At 68.0% G+C, this 15,683-nt stretch carries 18 protein-coding genes; 11 read left to right on the forward strand and 7 right to left on the reverse strand.

Annotated elements, in window-relative coordinates; genetic code table 11:
• Positions 1-137 precede the first annotated feature (137 nt).
• Positions 138-1,010, forward strand: coding sequence for a hypothetical protein (locus ACIBAG_RS30425; protein ID WP_399109353.1), 873 nt, complete (start codon positions 138-140; stop codon positions 1,008-1,010).
• Positions 1,011-1,024: 14 nt separating this feature from the next.
• Here ACIBAG_RS30425 and ACIBAG_RS30430 read toward each other — a convergent pair whose 3' ends face one another.
• Positions 1,025-1,201, reverse strand: coding sequence for a hypothetical protein (locus tag ACIBAG_RS30430; RefSeq protein WP_399109355.1), 177 nt, complete (start codon positions 1,199-1,201; stop codon positions 1,025-1,027).
• A gap of 194 nt (positions 1,202-1,395) precedes the next feature.
• Positions 1,396-1,953, reverse strand: a complete 558-nt coding sequence (locus ACIBAG_RS30435) for a hypothetical protein (RefSeq protein WP_399109357.1) — start codon at positions 1,951-1,953, stop codon at positions 1,396-1,398.
• Positions 1,954-2,253: 300 nt separating this feature from the next.
• Here ACIBAG_RS30435 and ACIBAG_RS30440 point away from each other — a divergent pair, with 300 nt between their 5' ends.
• The 7 genes from ACIBAG_RS30440 to ACIBAG_RS30470 all read left to right on the forward strand — a co-directional run bounded on the left by ACIBAG_RS30440 (position 2,254) and on the right by ACIBAG_RS30470 (position 8,307).
• Complete coding sequence (locus ACIBAG_RS30440; protein WP_399109359.1) at positions 2,254-2,379, forward strand: hypothetical protein; 126 nt, start codon at positions 2,254-2,256, stop codon at positions 2,377-2,379.
• A 261-nt stretch (positions 2,380-2,640) separates the two neighbouring features.
• On the forward strand, positions 2,641-3,927 hold the full coding sequence (locus tag ACIBAG_RS30445; RefSeq protein WP_399109360.1) for a hypothetical protein: 1,287 nt from the start codon (positions 2,641-2,643) through the stop codon (positions 3,925-3,927).
• On the forward strand, positions 3,924-5,045 hold the full coding sequence (locus ACIBAG_RS30450; RefSeq protein WP_399109361.1) for a hypothetical protein: 1,122 nt from the start codon (positions 3,924-3,926) through the stop codon (positions 5,043-5,045). The genes ACIBAG_RS30445 and ACIBAG_RS30450 overlap by 4 nt, the downstream gene beginning before the upstream one ends.
• 361 nt (positions 5,046-5,406) lie before the next feature.
• A complete protein-coding gene (locus tag ACIBAG_RS30455; protein ID WP_399109363.1) occupies positions 5,407-5,679 on the forward strand; it encodes a hypothetical protein in 273 nt (90 codons plus the stop codon).
• On the forward strand, positions 5,679-6,965 hold the full coding sequence (locus ACIBAG_RS30460; RefSeq protein ID WP_399109365.1) for a WXG100 family type VII secretion target: 1,287 nt from the start codon (positions 5,679-5,681) through the stop codon (positions 6,963-6,965). Before ACIBAG_RS30455 ends, ACIBAG_RS30460 begins: the two co-directional genes overlap by 1 nt.
• Complete coding sequence (locus ACIBAG_RS30465; protein ID WP_399109366.1) at positions 6,962-7,675, forward strand: hypothetical protein; 714 nt, start codon at positions 6,962-6,964, stop codon at positions 7,673-7,675. Before ACIBAG_RS30460 ends, ACIBAG_RS30465 begins: the two co-directional genes overlap by 4 nt.
• Positions 7,672-8,307: a hypothetical protein gene (locus ACIBAG_RS30470; RefSeq protein ID WP_399109368.1), complete on the forward strand. Its 636-nt coding sequence runs from the start codon at positions 7,672-7,674 to the stop codon at positions 8,305-8,307. The genes ACIBAG_RS30465 and ACIBAG_RS30470 overlap by 4 nt, the downstream gene beginning before the upstream one ends.
• Positions 8,308-8,389: 82 nt before the next feature.
• Here ACIBAG_RS30470 and ACIBAG_RS30475 read toward each other — a convergent pair whose 3' ends face one another.
• Positions 8,390-9,112, reverse strand: coding sequence for a dienelactone hydrolase family protein (locus ACIBAG_RS30475; RefSeq protein WP_399109370.1), 723 nt, complete (start codon positions 9,110-9,112; stop codon positions 8,390-8,392).
• 256 nt (positions 9,113-9,368) lie between these two features.
• Entirely contained in the window at positions 9,369-9,842 is a 474-nt protein-coding gene (locus tag ACIBAG_RS30480; RefSeq protein WP_399109371.1) for a hypothetical protein, read from the reverse strand.
• A gap of 582 nt (positions 9,843-10,424) precedes the next feature.
• On the opposite strand from ACIBAG_RS30480, the gene ACIBAG_RS30485 reads away from it, so the two are divergent.
• From ACIBAG_RS30485 to ACIBAG_RS30495, 3 genes are read left to right on the forward strand one after another with little or no spacing between them, the layout of a single operon-like run.
• Positions 10,425-10,748, forward strand: a complete 324-nt coding sequence (locus ACIBAG_RS30485) for a type VII secretion target (protein ID WP_399109373.1) — start codon at positions 10,425-10,427, stop codon at positions 10,746-10,748.
• A 2-nt stretch (positions 10,749-10,750) separates the two neighbouring features.
• Positions 10,751-12,010, forward strand: coding sequence for an amidase domain-containing protein (locus tag ACIBAG_RS30490; protein WP_399109374.1), 1,260 nt, complete (start codon positions 10,751-10,753; stop codon positions 12,008-12,010).
• Entirely contained in the window at positions 12,010-12,453 is a 444-nt protein-coding gene (locus tag ACIBAG_RS30495; RefSeq protein ID WP_399109376.1) for a hypothetical protein, read from the forward strand. Before ACIBAG_RS30490 ends, ACIBAG_RS30495 begins: the two co-directional genes overlap by 1 nt.
• A gap of 91 nt (positions 12,454-12,544) precedes the next feature.
• Here the strand turns inward: ACIBAG_RS30495 and ACIBAG_RS30500 are convergent, their stop codons facing one another.
• From ACIBAG_RS30500 to ACIBAG_RS30510, 3 genes are all read right to left on the reverse strand, one after another.
• A complete protein-coding gene (locus ACIBAG_RS30500; RefSeq protein WP_399109378.1) occupies positions 12,545-13,777 on the reverse strand; it encodes a S8 family peptidase in 1,233 nt (410 codons plus the stop codon).
• The gene (locus ACIBAG_RS30505) at positions 13,774-14,523 is read right to left on the reverse strand and encodes a hypothetical protein (protein ID WP_399109380.1); all 750 of its coding nucleotides are present in this window, start codon (positions 14,521-14,523) and stop codon (positions 13,774-13,776) included. Before ACIBAG_RS30505 ends, ACIBAG_RS30500 begins: the two co-directional genes overlap by 4 nt.
• A 571-nt stretch (positions 14,524-15,094) precedes the next feature.
• Positions 15,095-15,442 (reverse strand): hypothetical protein, encoded by a 348-nt coding sequence (locus tag ACIBAG_RS30510; RefSeq protein ID WP_399109382.1) that lies wholly within the window; start codon positions 15,440-15,442, stop codon positions 15,095-15,097.
• Between the last annotated feature and the right edge of the window lie 241 nt (positions 15,443-15,683).

The raw sequence follows: 15,683 nt of genomic DNA on the forward strand, positions 1-15,683 counted from the left end.
CTTCAGGATGGCAGAAACGACTCCGCCGTATGTTGACCGTTGTCGTGGCGCTCCTTGTGGCGCTTAGCGGGTGCTACGGTTTTTGGCGCCAATATCCGGCGGCCAAGGCGGCAAGGGCGTGTGCTGGCTTGCTTCCTGTGAACTCGATCCTCGATTTGTCTGGAAAGTCCCGTTTTAGTTTTTTCGGGTCCGGGTTCGAGAGCTCCGGGGGATCTGATGAGGTGACCGGTCCGTCGGATGTAGAGGAGCACTGCAGGGCCGGTAACGCACAGATCCACATTGAGCTCGCCACTGAAGCGACCACGCAATACGGGATCTACACCTTCCAGAAGCAAGAGGATGCCCTCCCTGTTCCGTTGGAGGCAGGGTGGCAGGGGTTTACTGCCGGGTCCAGTGCATCCGTACTCCTGAATTGCTCGAATTGGACGTCTCGAGAGGGCAGTGGAATCCTTGCTGCGATAAGCGTATGGGATTTCGAGAACACGTCCGACATGCGTCTTAAGTTGGCGCGCGCTGTCACCGAGACTGCCAAGAATGCTGCGGAACGATCTGGCTGTGAGGCGCGATTCGGTAGTGTGAGCAAGCTGACGAGTCCCGACGCTGCAGCCAAAACCAAACCTGCGGGCGACGCTTCCGGGACGTGTGCGGGGTTGTCCTCGACGGAAACGGTACGGGAAACCGATGCTGGGACGTCGCCCGTCGAAGAGTGCGTTCTGGTCGGTGGGCTGCAACTGACTGCTGAATATGGCCCGTACAGTGCTGTCTCTTCGGAGGGCGGAGGGAAGTACGGTGGCCACGAGACCCCTTCGGGCACGGACGCCTACACCACGTGGACATCGGCCACATGCAAGGGCGCGCTCGGCGTTGGATATTACGAGGCCAGCGCGGTGGAAGGCAGTGATCGCAGGTTCACATCGGATCCGCTCACCAAGGAAGAGCGTGAGGATCTACAGCACTTCGCCGAGCAGTCAGCGGCCCGCCATGGGTGCGGCGCGCCGGGGGCGTTCTGAACGAGCCACAGCAGTCACGGCACACATGCCGCCACACCGTCCCGCTTCGGGATGGCCGCGTCGAGGTCGATGACAGCTATTTCCGACAGCTGGACGCCGGGCGTGCACTGCAGATCGCGCAGGAGTACGGGTGGATGCCGGACACGGAAGCCGGCACGCGGGATCTGCCCAGGTGGTTGGTGCTGCGCCATGGTGCCCAATGAGAGCCCGGGCTCGGCGCGCCCTCGACGTCGTACACCCTGATCCCGGTCTTCAGGCACTTCATCGAAGGCGAGATCGGCCAGCGGATCCACCTCTGGGGCACGGGCGCCAGGAGGGCGGCCTCGCTTGGATCGTCTCGCGTCGGGTGTGACAGAGAAGGCCGACGAGTCGTCCTACCCTCTGCTCACGATCCACGGTTGCCCGGACGGCGGGTTGCTGTGCTCTGAAGTCGGCGCTTCCGGTGGCCCCGGATGTCGGGCCGGCCGATGTGGCCCGTCGCGCGCTCGGATTCGCCGAGCCACAGCTGCGGGACGTACTGCTGGATAGCCGCGACAACCTCCTGTCGGCAGGCGGCCGGGAAGGGAAGGCGGTAGCGCAGGCGGGGAAGCTCGGGGCGCAGTGGCTCCTCGTCGCGGACCAGGCCCCACAGGACCGGGTCGTCCCGGTCGATGGGACCGGTGGGGAACAGCTCCAGGGAGTAGAGCTTCTGGCTGCGGCCGAGCTTGCTCCAGTAGAGGCCGACTCCGGCGAGGGTCTGCCACGGGATGACGTTCCGAAGCTTTCCGGTGTCGACCCACAGGCCTGTGTGATCGAGGAGGACCCTGTTGCGGCGGTTCGCCCAGTTGCCGATGAAGAGGAACACGCCGAGTACGCCGAGCGCCAGCATGAACCCGATGCCTGCGAAGCCGGCGACGGATGACTCGCCCCGCTGATTCCCGGAGGCAACCACAATCGCGCCCAAGACGCCGACGGCACCTAGCGCGATGAGGACGACAGAGCAAGGCAACCCGGTCGTGGCGGCACGGCGGCCGGTACGGATGACCGTGGCGTCGGGTGCGGGGGAAGGTGTGTGCGGCGGCAACATAGTGCGTGAGCCTAGCGAAGTCCCTCAGGACGTCAGCGGGCCGCTTGTCGGCTCGTAGACGACTCCTCCCTCTTCAGGTGGTCGTGCCTGCGCGCTCGTGCGCGGCTCCCTAGAGGACCGGAAGGGACCCGGCGCGGCCAGCATCTTCTGTTCTTCTGGTGGATCGGCGGGCCGGCGGTGACCGCCATCGTCTGGAGCGAGGGTGACAAGCCCCTCGCGATCCAGTTCCTGGCGGCCTGGGCGATCGTCACCGCGCTGTACTTCGCCGCGTCCTGGTTGATCCGCCGCGCCCGGCGTGCTTGAGTCCTCCCGCTCGGACTGCGTCCCCCACCCTCCATCACGGCCCCGCCGATCGTCCAGGTCGTACGCGGCCAGCAGATCGTCGGTGACTCGAAGCACATTTCCTGCGGCAGGTTTTCCTGGGACACCCGGGTGCGATGGGGACGTGGGTCGAGTGGGCGTGGAGCGCCGCCTTGCCTCCTGACGTGTTCACGCCGATATTCTCGTGAGTCTTGATTCACCGACGGTGCTCCGCATCCGTCGGCACTACCGGGGGTTGGATTCGTGGTCGAAGTGCCGCAGCGGTTGCGCAAGCCACTGCTCATAGTGCTGCCGCTTGTGTTGCTCCTCAGCGGAGCGGTTGTTGTCGTTTTCGTGGACGGTGCCATGGGCGGTGGCCACGCGGCAGCGAATCGGGCGCAGTTGAAGCGTGCTTGCGCCGGGCTGCTGCCGTACGAGGAGCTCAGCAGCCTTGTACCCGACGAGGTCGAGGGCGAAGTGAGCCAGTACGGCACCGTGCTGCAGCCCGATGAGCAGAGCCGTTCATTGGTGAACTGTGCCGTCACATGGCCGGGTTACGGATCGGTGCGCGTGCGTGCCGCGGCGCTTGTGCCGACCATGCCGATGTCGGTGAAGCTCGAGGACATCGCGGCGGGCGCTCCGGATGGGGAGGGGTCGTACGAGGTGCCCGGGCTGACTGGCAGGGTCGATGAGGACGGGCGGGCGTGGATTGTCGCCGAGTGCGCGGGCGGACTCGACGGCCAGGTGCGCGACGTATCCGCGATGTACGTCACCGCCGATGTCGATCTGCCCGCTCCGGGCAAGGGGAAGCCGGCCGAGCACCTCGTGGACTTCACCACCGCCGTTCAGGTCGCCAACGGGATCACCGAGATGCAGGACTGCGGTGGCACCCCGCTGGCAAAGCCCAGGCAGCTCATCGACACCTATGAGGCCGAGGTCACCGCGGATCCGGATGGCGGCAACATCAGGACCGTTCGGATCGACGAGCCGGGCCTGGGCCTGAAGAAGTGCCGTGGGCTCGGCAAACGCGCGGGCTTTCCTGGCAACTGGACAGCGAGCGGGGACATGCAGGACTCCCGGCTGCTGAGCGTCTGCACGGCCACCGTCTGGGACCGCGAGGACCCGACGGAGACTGATCCGATGCCGGAGGCCGACGCAGTCGTCGATGTCTCGGCTGTGAGTTGGGCCGGGCCGCTCGGCCGGTCCGCCATCGACCAGTACGACCGCGAGGGTGACAGCGTCGCCTTCCAGGAGGGGCGGCGTACGAAGGTCATACGGGAGGGCGAGCCGGCCGAGCTGGCTCTGTGGGCCAGGTCGACGTGCGCCGCGGGCAGCACCTACCACCGTGTCACCGTGCAGATGGAGGCCTCCGACTTCTACGACTATTCCGAGGACGGTGAGCTGCCCACGCTCAGCGAAGGACAGCGGACCGCGTACTCCCAGAACGCCCGCAAGCTCCTGGACAGTTATCTCACCGACCCAGACGGCTGGCCCCGGCAGCAGCGGTGCCACGACACCGAGATCCTTGGAGAGGTGGAGGGATGGCGGTGAGGCGAATCATCCTCTGGGCGGTAACTGCCCTCGTTGCTGCAGCCGTTGGTGTCGTCGTTTACCTGGAGCTGCACGGAGACTTCCAGCGCTGGAGGGACGAGGCGGCGCTCGACAGCGCCTGCGACGGGCTCCTCGACCGGAACGTGGTACGCGGCGTTCTCGGGCCGGGATCGGTCGAGGTCGAGGAGGAAGACGAAGACCGGGGCGGTGAGGGCTTGGTGGCGGCCTGCGAGGTGCGCGTCGACGGCAGTGGCACCGTCGACATCCGTATCCTCGACACCGCTTACGCCGGGCGGACTCTGGATTCCTTCTATGCGGGCCCGCCTGGAGCGCACGCACTCCCCGTTCCGGTCGGCCATGGATGGACAGGACTCTTCGGGGCCGACCCGGTACTCGTCGGTGACGGCGAGGACCCCTTCAGAGCCGACGATGCCGAAGACGTGACCACGAGTCTGGTCCTCGAATGCGCCAAGGGAAGCAGCGTGAAGGGCTTTTCTGTCACCGTCGAGACCACGCTCGGCAAGACGCTGGACGACCCGGCCAACCGGCCGGAATTCGCAAAGATCGCCACTTCCACTGCGGCGAAGGCGTCGAAGGCCCGAGACTGCGGCGCCGAGCTGGGAAAGCCCGTGCGCAGGCTCGGCCTGCCGGTGAACGAGGACGAGTACAAGCCGCTCGACACAGCGGACGGGACGTGCTCCGGCATTCCCACCGGACAGGGTGTGTCCATCGCCACCGAGACCAAGCGCGGACACGCGCCGTACGAGATCTGCCGACTGGCCGGCGCCGACCTCAATAAGCGCTATTCCCTTTTGGCCGAGTACGGTCCATATGCGCAAGAGGCGTTCATCGACTATCAGGAGTACGGAGCGGAGGAGGAGTTTCCGTCCCCTGACGTCCCCGCCCGTGATCGCGATGCCGATGGCCGGAGCAGCTGGACGACCGCCAAGTGCCCTGACGGCCTGGCCCTCTTCACCCTGCAGCTCACCTCCGAGCAGGACGACAACCCGAAGAAGAGGGTGAGCAGTCCGGGCCTCGCTTACGAGCGCGCCGCCCTCAGGGCTTTCGCCGAGCGCTCGGCCAAGGCCCACGGCTGTTCAGCTCCCGTGCAGCCCTGAGCCTGGCCCGCCCCGTCGGTGTACTGCCGCTGCGGCTGTGCACCGACGGGGCGGGCCCCACCGTGATCGTCCATGTTGTCGTTCGAGGACATGGATGTGATGAGCGCCGACCAGTTAATGGCTGGCCGTGCGAGCACATGTGCGCATGTGCTCCCCAGTTGGTCACTCGCCCAACGGGACACCCCCGCCGTCACAGAATCTCCAAAACTCATGGATACTCTGTCGCGCGTCGACGCCACGGGGGTACTGCCCGAATTGCCCCCTGCGTCCAGCTGATCGCTTCGTCGGAACCAACAGGGGGTCCTCAGTGGCTGGGGAATTCAAGGTCGATCTCGACCATCTGAAGTCATTCGGTGACACATTGAAGCGATCAGTCGAGGAACTGGAGGGAGCCCGCAAGGCTCTCGCGGACGTCCGCGCCGACCAGATCGGTACGGCCCGGCTGGACGAGGCTTGCGACACCTTCCAGGACCGGTGGGCGTACGGCACGGATCAGCTGAAGGAGCTGATCAAGGCGGTCGGTGAGGGCGTCGAGACGACCATGCTGAGCTACAAGACGTTCGAAGAAGAGCTGTCGAAGGCCTTGAAGCAGATGAACGACACGGCCGCCGCGAACGCAGGGGGGACCCGCTGATGGCCGCCAACCCGTATCCGAACCTCGGCTGGAACCCCGTTCCCGGGGTACCCGAAGCGGTTTCGACGCTGCAGAAGAAGGTGAAGTCCGCGGCGGAGACCCTGGACAACTGCCATCGGCAGATCGAGAGGCTGATCGCGGCCAGTTCCTCCTGGGAGGGGGACGCGGCGAGCGCGTTCCGGGACGCCCTCGACGGCGACCTCAAGGAGTACATGAGGAACGCCGGGAACTCCCTCGGGAAGGCGGCCAACTGGCTGGGGACCTGGGACGGCGACCTGGCGTCCCACCGGGACCTGGCGAAGAAGTACGACGACGCCGCGCGCGAGAAGAAGTCCGCCATGGACTCGGCCAAGCAGCGTCGTGACGAGGCCAACCAGCACCCGGACCTCAAGCTCGCCGGGAAGGAGTTCCCCACCCAGGCGGAGGCCGATGCCGCCACGACCCGGCTGCGGGCCGCCGAGAGCGCGTTGAACGAGGCCACCACCCAGCTCAACAACGCCACCACGGCGTACAACGACGTCATCAAGAAGGCGAAGGAGCTGGAGGAGGACCACACCAAGCGGGCCGAGTTCATCGCCGGCAAGCTCGACGAGGCCGACGACAAGCTGGCGCCGAAGGAGCCGGGGTGGCTCAGCAAGACCGTGTCGGCCATTGGTGAGGGCATCGCCTGGGTCGGCAAGCAGATCTACGAGCACGCCGGAACCATCAGCGCGATCGCCGGTCTCCTCGCTCTCCTCCCGACGCCGGCCGCGCCGATCTTCGCGGCGATCGCCGTGGGCGCCAGCGCGCTCGCCATGACCAAGAACCTCTCCAGCGAGGACTTCAGGGATTCCCTGATGGGCAAGTACGGGTGGAAGGAAGGGGCGTTCGCCTGGGGCGCGATGGTCGGTGACACACTCGGCATGGTGCCCGGCGTCGGAGCGCTCGCCAGGGCCGGGAGTGAGGTGGGGCTCGCGGCGGCGGTTGCCCGGGAGGGCGGAGATGCCCTGTCACTCGGCTCGAAGATGGCCAACTTCGGCAGCGAAATCGTGCCGGCCTTCAAGTTCAAGGCGCTCGAGGCCGCGACGGATCCGGCGGTCGGTGCGCTCCAGTACTCCATCCAAGGTGCGAACGTGCTCGCGAACGGGGCTTCGTCGCTGGAAACCGCCGGCGTCCTTCCGAAGAACGGCTACGGACATGACGCCGCCGAGGTGACGAAGATCGGCGCGGCCTCCACCGGGCTGAAGAGCGGCGCCATCGGCATCCTGACGGACATGGGCGAAATGATGAGGGGCATCCGACTGTGAACGGCTTCCTTGACATCGCGCCGCCCGAGCCGAAGCCGGACTACTGGTACGGACTCCCGTACGGCTACCTCAGGTTGGACCTCCAGCCGACGGCTGAGGGACTCCTGGAGATGGCCCGGCAGATCAATGAACTTCCCGCGGAGGCTCGTGATCGTGCCGATCAGGTGTTCCGCCTCTACGCCGTCGTCGTGAGCATGCTGCGGAGTCAGCAGGTGCAGGGGTGCGCACTCGGAATGCACCCCGACGACAGCACCGGTGATCCCGTGATGTCCGTCCTGACCGTCTCCACGCTCTCGACGCCCAAGGGCAACCCCAAGGCGGCGCTCACGCAGATGCTGGCGGCCGGCGGCGGGACCGGTGCGGACAACGGCATCGTTCCGGTGGAACTGCCCATCGGTACGGGCTTCCTGATCGAGTCGGAACGGCGCACCGTCTCTCCGGGCGCACCGCCCGAGGGGCAGGACGAGCCCCTGGAAGAGACGGTCTGGCAGGGCACGGTGGCCATTCCGGACACACGCTCCTCGTCGGTCATCACCGTGCAGCTGGTGACGCCGTCCGTGCATCTGGCCGACGACTACCGTGGAGTGCTGCTGGGCGTCGCCCGGACGGTGACCTTCACCGACCCGAACGCGCCGACGGAAGCGAACGGCGCATCCGGACCGTTCGGAGCTCCTGGGGCCGGCCCCGCGGAAAAGAGCCCCTTCGGATGAGCACGGGCCAGACTGGAGGATCCGCTGTGTCAGAGACGGTGCAGGCGCCTTACGCGACGGACGGCACGGACTTCAAGGGGGCGCTGTGGTATTACTACCGCTCCGCCCTGACGCGGTTCGCGAAACTCGGCCTGCCCAGTGCGGCTCTGTTTGTGCAGATGTTCGCGTGGCCGATGGACTCCCGCGGATACGCGCTGCCGTTCGCCATCGCGGGAATGTTCGGCCTCCTCACCGCGTTTTTCCTCGCTTACGGCCGACTGTTCCTGACCTGGCGATGCGCGCGCGTCTTCCGTACGTACCCTCTGGAATTCCGTACGCCCGTCGAGAAGGTCAAACTGGAGCGGCCCCTGCGGCTCCACATGCGGTTGGGCGACAAGACCGGCCAGCCGGTGACCCTGCTTGCCAAGGATCCCTTGGGTCGTTCCCGCTGGCCTGACGGCATCGCCAACGGCGTGTGGTTCGCCGGAGACGATCCGTTCGGCGGCGCGGCCATCGTGCCGGGCAGCGGTGAGCTGCTCTTCATGCAGCCCAGTGAATGGCCGCTGTCGGCGAAGGAACGCGAGAGCGCGGGGGAAGTTCGCATCCAGCAGGCCAAGCGTGCGGGGATCGCGAAGGCCGTCTCCTACCGGTAGTTCGACCAAGACCGTGTCCTGTCCCCTGCGGTGAGGCGTCCTTGGCCGCGGAGCCGCGGAGCCGCGGATCCACGGCCCGGCCTCACTTCAGGTGTCGGTCCAGGAACCGGCACCCGTCCTCCAGTTCGAACCACGGGGTGCCGGTGTGCCCGCCCGGATTGGCGTGCAGCGTCTTCTCCTTGCTGCCGAAGGCGTCGAACAGGTCCAGGGCCCGTTGCCGGGGGTTGCCTTCGTCGTCCCCCTGCAGCAGGAACAGCAGCGGAATGGTGATCTGCCGGGCCTCTTCGCGCTGGGCACGGGGCACGTAACCCCCGGCGAAGAAGCCGGCGGCCGCGATGCGCGGCTCGGCCACCGCCAGCCGGATCCCAAGGGCGGCCCACCCCCCGGAGTACCCGACCGGGCCGCCGATCTCGGGCAGCGAAAGGAGGGCGTCCAGAGTGGTCTGCCATTCCGGGACCGCGTTTTCGACCAGCGGGCCGATGAAGGACTCCAAGATCTCGTCGACCGGCTCGCCGGCCTGCATCGCCCGCCGGAGGTCGGCGCGGGCCTGTTCGTCGGCGGCGGAACGGGGACGGTCACCGCACCCGGCGGCGTCGATGGTGGCCACCGCGTAGCCGCGCGCCGCGGTGTACCGGGCCCGGGCCACCAGCCGGGGGTCCGCCTTGGGCAGGCCGTTGTTGTGGGCCATCAGGACCAGCGGGGCCGGTGCGGATCCGGGCGTCCACAGGGTGCCGGGGATCTCGCCGAGGGTGAATTCACGTTCGAGGACGCCGTCGTCGAGGCGTTGTTCGGAAGTGAAGTGCACGGTCGTGCCTTTCGGGAGGGCTCAGAGACGGCGCTCCCGGACGATTTATCGCCCGACCGTGACCCCGGAGGGGAGCACCCATGTCGATACTGCGTTCACGGGTACCACCTCCTCGTTCTCTCGCACGGCCTCCGGGAGATCAGCAAGGGTCGCCGTCGTCGGCCAGCGAGTTTTCGCGGAGGCCCGGTGGCCGGATGCCGCCTCTACGCACAGGGCACGGTCTGAGCCCCACGCCTGCCGCGCGCAAACGGGACGGTCAGGGACGGGGCTGGACCTCCATGAGATCCGTGCCACCCGGCAACCCGAGGACACCGTGGCCCTCGACGTCCCCCGCGTACCAGGCGCCCTGCTCCATCGCTTCCGGCCAGCGGCGGCGGTGGACCGTACCGCGGGCCGACATGAAGCCGTCCGACTTCGTCGAGTCTGCTGCGGCGCTCAACTGCAGCCGGATGGGTACGCCACTCGCGTCTTTGAGGGCGCGGTGCCTGTGAGCGCCGGGGATCGGTCGCCACGGATGCGCCTCCAGGACGCGTCGGACGCGCTTCAGGGAGCGCAGGGAGCCGACGTAGAGGTAGAGGAAAGTGAGGTAGACGAAAAGCAGCAGAGTCAGGATCAGGCCGAGGAGTCCGCCGTCCCTTTTCTCGTTGCCTGGCAGAGTGATGACCTCGAACTCCTGCAGCACGCTGAGCGTGATGAACGACGCCACGAAGAGGAAGGTCGCCAGTGACACGCGTGTGATCGTCGCGCGTCTTGCCCTGGCCCAGGCGGCCCGAGTCCCTGGGTGGTCGAAGGCGGCCTTCTCCAGGGGGACTTGAGTGTCTCGTTCCTGCATGGCTGGTTCTCGCATTACGTCCTTCCGCGGGTCCCTCGCGCTCAGGCCCCCGTCCCTGCCATGTGGCTCTGGACGCTGAGGTTGCCGTCCGACCTTACTGGTACCCAGGGCGTCGTCGAGCACGGTCCATGACGGACGTGGCGTCCGGGATTGCCCGTCATGGCCCGCAGTCCGACGCGGGGTTTCCGCTATGCGGTGTGCGTGTGGAGGTTAGGGGAGAACCCTGTGATCGATGGTCAAGGCCTGCTCAAGGGTGAGGAGTTGGAAGTCGGGGGAGGTCTGGGGGCCCCTAGCATCACCGCTGTCATCGAACGGGTTCGAGTCCTGTCCTGAACCGGGGGATCGTCTCGCAGCGGATGCGTACTCGTCGAGCTAGTCGATCTCGTCTGTCTCGTCGACCTCATCGACGTCGTCGACCTCGTCGGTCTCCTCGATCTCGTCGATGCGACAACAGCCAGTTCACATCGGGGGAGTTGTCCCATGGGCGACATCAACATCAACGCCGCACGCGTACGCTCCGCGGCCAATGACACCGAGTCCCTGTCCCACCAGGTCATGAAACGCCTCAGCCACGCCCTCGACACCAGCGACGAGGTGTACGGATCCCACTACGGCAACGGCTGGGAGAGCCCGGTGCGGCTCAAGGTCTGTGCCGAGAAGTGGGAGGAGCACATGGTCTCCCTCGCCAAGCGGATGGGGGAGCTCAGCCGGCGGCTCAGGGAATCCGCCGACGGTTACGACCGTGCGGACGCCGAGGCCGAGTCGCGGTTGCGTGCCGGGCTGAACGATCTCGGGAGGGCCTGACCATGGTGTCGTACGAGGGAATCAACAACGCCAATCCCAGGACATGGGCGACCGCGGCCGACGAATGGCACGCCCTTGCCAAGTACGCCCTGGACGCGGCGAAGGACCTGCGCGAGTACGGTGCCAAGCCGCTCGCCGACAACTGGACCGACGAGGTCGGCGCCACGGCGGCCGCCGAGTTCGGGCGGCTCGCCGATCAGCTGGAGGCGGCGTACGACATCCTCCTCGCCGTCAACATGGTCGCCGACGGGATGACGACCACCATCGAGACCGCGCACAGCACCATGCGGGCGGCGGTGGACCTCGCCGGCCGGTACGGGCTGGAGATCGGCGTCGACGGGACCGTCACCGGGCCGTCCCCGCGCAACCGCATGGAGGCCGAGGAGATGGGGCCGTACCGCGCCGAGGTGCAGGACCTCATCGACCAGGCGGTCGAACAGGTCACCACCGCCGACAAGCTGGCCGCGGCCGAGTTCGCGAAGCTCGGCGACCAGACCGGCGTCACCGATCCCGCCAAGGCGCTGAGCGACCTCCAGACGCACGCCTCGCACGTCCAGATGCAGATGCTCGCCGCCGACATCCCGACCGACGAGGACCCGACCACCGTCCGCCAGTGGTGGAACGGCCTGACCCCGCAGCAGCGCAAGGACATGATGCTCGCGCAGCCGGTCGCCATCGCCAACCTCGACGGCATCCCGGCCGACGTACGGCAGGACCTGCGCGGGAACGGCAAGTACGACCGTGTGAAGCTCGTCGAGTACGCTCTCGCCAACTGGGACAAGGAAGACCCCACCGACTTCGGCAACAACTGCACGAACTTCGTCTCCAACGCCCTGCTGCACGCGGGAATGAAGGAGAAGACGAGTATCTGGGGGACGTCCGACGACGACTCCTGGATGATCGGGAACCGCACCGGTGTCGACGCGGTCGACAAGCGGCTCGCCTACTCCGACACCTGGGCCGCGGCCGAGAACCAACAGAACTTCATGCTCGAGCACGGCGGCACCGAGGTCCCTCGCTCGGACGTCAAGCCAGGCGACATCATCTATTACGAGCAGGCCGGGCCCAACGACTCCATCGAGAAGGGCAACACGCACCACGCGGCGATCGTCACCGCGGTCATGCCGGACGGCGAGATCAAGTACACCCAGCACAGCGACTCGTACCAGAACGTCAGCCTGGAAGGCCGGCTCCCTGCGACCGAGAAGCACGAGGGACAGCAGAACATGCGGATCGTCCGCCCCAACCCGGACTGGTACTGATGAGCACAGACACCCACCCGAGCCCTGCTACCGCCGCCCCGGCCGCCTCCTGGCGCCGCTGGTCCCTCCTGGTGCCCGCCCTCGTCGTCGCTTCGGCCGGGCTGGTGGCGGCCCACTTCTCGTTCGAGGGCGACGTCTACCAGAACTGCCGGTACCTGGGTCCGTCCACCCGGATGTACGTCACCGCCTGGGCCGCCCCGCTCTGCGCACTGGCCGCGCTGCTGCTCCTGACGGCTCTGCGCCGCGGAGCGCGCCGGCGAGGGCAGCGGCCGGGGACGGTGTGGCAGGGCCGCGTGGCCATGGTGGCCGCGTGCCTCGCCCCCGTACTGCTGCTGGTGCAACTCGCGGCCCTGGCCTGGGTGTACGAGCCGGACCCGTCGGGTGGGCACGACTGCTCGGGGCTGGCGCCGGTCCATGAGCGGAGTGCCGCCGCACCTGCCTGAACGAGGCATGCGAAAGCTCCCGTCGGCCGGGAAAGAGGGCACCCTCTCTCCCGGCCGACGGGAGCTTCTCAGTGAGCAGAGGTCGAGTGACTCAGCCCGAATACGGTCCCTGAGGCGGCGCCATTCCCGCCTGTCCCACCGGGGTTGGCGCGGGCCGAGGCGTGGGCACCGGCCCCCTGCCGCGGCCCGACCGCACCAGCAGGACCCCGCCGATCACCGCCACCAGCCCCACTCCGGCGGCGACCCCGCCCGGCATCACCAGCTCCTGCTCCAGCGCGGGGTGCGTGGACTTCGGGGTGCCGTCCGGAGTCGCCAGGTGCTCCTTGCCCTCGTACGCCACCGGGGCCGTCTCGTCCTTGGGGGGCGAGGTGGAGGCCCTGACCGCCGCGTTCGCGTTGATCGGCCCGTAGCCGAGCAGGGCACTGCCACCCCCCGCGGGGCGCTGTGCGGTGGCGATCAGGACGTCGTTCACCTGGGCCGGGCTCAGCTTCGGGTTCTTCGCCTTCATGAGGGCAACGACGCCCGCGGCCAGCGCGCAGGCCGGTGAGGTGCCGTTGACCGGCTTGTAGCCGCCGGTGTTCGTCGCGCTGGTGATGGCGACGCCCGGCGCGGCGATGTCGTTGTAGGTGTGCACCGTCGAGAACTCGGCGCGGGTGCCGTTCTGCTGGGTGGCGGCCACCGCGATCACGCCGGCGTAACCGGCCGGGTACGAAACGCTGTTGAGCCCGTCACCCGAGTTGCCGGCCGAGGCGAGCACCGGCACGCCTGCCACCAGGGCGTAGTCCACGGCCGAGGACTCCTCGGCGGAGTACGTGTTGAACCAGTCGCTGCTGCCGAGCGACATGGAGATCACGTCGGCCCCGTGATCGACCGCGTAACGGATGCCTTCCTCGATGGGGCTCTTGCCCTGGTTCCGAAGGTTCTCCAGGTCCTTGACGTCGGGGACGTCGTCCTTCTCGTCGTCGATCACGCGCACAGAGAGGATCTTGGCCTTCGGAGCCACCTTGAGGACGTCCGAGGCCATGGCGGTGCCGTGCTGCCCCCACTTCGGGTCCCCCGGCTCCAGGCCGTCCTTGAGGAAATCGGGGCCGGTGGTCACCTTGCCCTGGAGGGCGGGATGGTTCTCCATCACACCCGAGTCGAGAACGGCGACCGTCACCCCCTCGCCCTGGCTCTGCTGCTGCGCCGCGGACAGGCCGAGCGCCTGCCCTTCCCAGCCGACCGGCGTGGCCGCCAGCGCGGGCGTCGTGGCCAGCGTGCACAGCAGCCCGGTGAGGGCGAGCGCGGTGCCGGTCGCGCGTATGCGTATGGTCCGGAGCTTCACTCTGAGGTCCACCTCGCCAGATTCCTGATGTGGATGCCGAACGTCCTGGCGAGGGCCTCGGCCTCGTCCATCCACGGCTTTCGGTCCTCTTCGTTGTAGTCGGCGAAGTCGCCGGGCAGGTTGGCGGAGGCGCGTCCGTCGACCGCGCCGGTGGTGACAGCGACGGCGTACGTTCCGACGGGGTCCCCGCCCATGCCGTTGCGCCTGCTCTCCTGCCACTTCGCCGCGAGCGTCCCGGGAACCGTCAGCGGGACGACCGCGGCGTCGGGGACGTCCTCGTTCGACTGTTCCCTGAGGTACTCGCCCAGTTCCGACCCGGCTTCGCTGTCCTTGGGCATCACGACGATCGCGACCGTGGCGACCATCTCACCGGTGAGATCGACGTACGTCGCACGCAGCACGGCCTCGCATCCGAGACCCAGCGCCTTCTCCTTGGTCTCTCCGCTGAGTCCCTCGGAGCACGAGGTGTCCTCGGAGATACCCATCCGGTTCCACTGCGCGATCTTCTTGTCCGACGCCTCGTACGTGTAGTTGGGCGGGTCGCCGATGGTCTCCGGGAAGATCGACTCCGTGGTCTCGTTGCGCCACATCACCGAGTCATAGGCCGGGTTGGGGATCGTCTGCTGCGCGTTGCTGTACGCGTGGGCCACCAGCGCCCCGCCGCCGAGCATGCCGAGCACGCCGAAGACGGTGAGCACGATGCCGAAGGCCTTACGGCCGGTCCGACCACCGCCCGAGGGGGGCACCGGCGCCCCGGGCACCGGGCCGCCGGGCGCGGCGTACCCCGGAACAGGGCCGCCGGGTACAGACCCTCCGGGTACGGGACCCCCAGGGACAGGGCCTCCAGGGACAGGGCCTCCAGGGACAGGGCCTCCAGGGACAGGGCCCCCAGGGACAGGGCCCCCGGGCGGAGCGTACCCCCCGTACGGAGACGGCGGTCCCGGCTGAGCCGGAGCGGCCGCAGGGGGAGGCCCGGGGGGTGCCGCCGGCATGGGCGGCGGCGCCGGGGCCGCCCCCTGCCCTTGCGGTTGCCAACCACTCTGCGGGGGCGGTTGCCCATACGGATTACCGCCGCCGGGCGGCGTGGGATAAGACATGGTTCCCTCTCACACGTCCTTCTGCGAGGGAGCACCATGCGTGGTCCGGGCTCATGCGAAAGGGAGCCCGCGTCTCCACCGACCCGTATCCCAAGTCGCCGCGAGGCTCGACTCGATCGAGCCACTCGCGCACCTTTCGGCGCCCCCGTGAGTCTCCCAACACCCTATGACCTTCGCAGACGCAAGGTGCGACCGGTCCCGTGGAGGTCCCATAACGATCTTATCGACGGACTTGTCCGCGGTAGAGCTCGATGGCCGCCTCCACCGGGTAGTTGGGGACGGTGACCGTCTCGCCGGTGTCCTTCGCGACGACGACCTTGCTGCCCCCGGGTGCCGCGGGCTGCGGGCGGCCCGAGGCGTCGGTGGTGGGCGGGAACGTCGCGTACACCAGGTAGCCGATGTCGAATTCGTGGACGTGCATCGGGGCCGGCGTGCCGTCCGGCAGCGTGGGCTGGGCGTACCGGCTGCGGACGATGGCCAGGGCCTGCTCGGGGGTTGCCGGTGGGGTGGGGGTGTCGGGCGGCATGAGGCCGGCGGTCTCCTCGGTGCGAGTGGTCGGGGTCGTCATACGGCCGGTGCCGCCCGATCCTCGTGGAAGTCGGGCGGCAGCCGGCCGTTGCCCGTGTCGCCGCTAGGGCCTGTCCGGCGGATCAGGCCGGCTGCAAGACACGGCAACCTCGTCGACGCAGGTGAGCGGGGCCTGGTGCGTCCAGCTGCAAGGCGGAGGAGGGCGGCGACGCGATGGGGGTGCCCCCGCGCGAGGTTGTTCGAGCGTGGGGGAGTCGGCAACCGACGACAACGCCGCTGGG

The sequence above is a fragment of the Streptomyces sp. NPDC051243 genome (genome assembly GCF_044455405.1).
Lineage (GTDB): Bacteria > Actinomycetota > Actinomycetes > Streptomycetales > Streptomycetaceae > Streptomyces.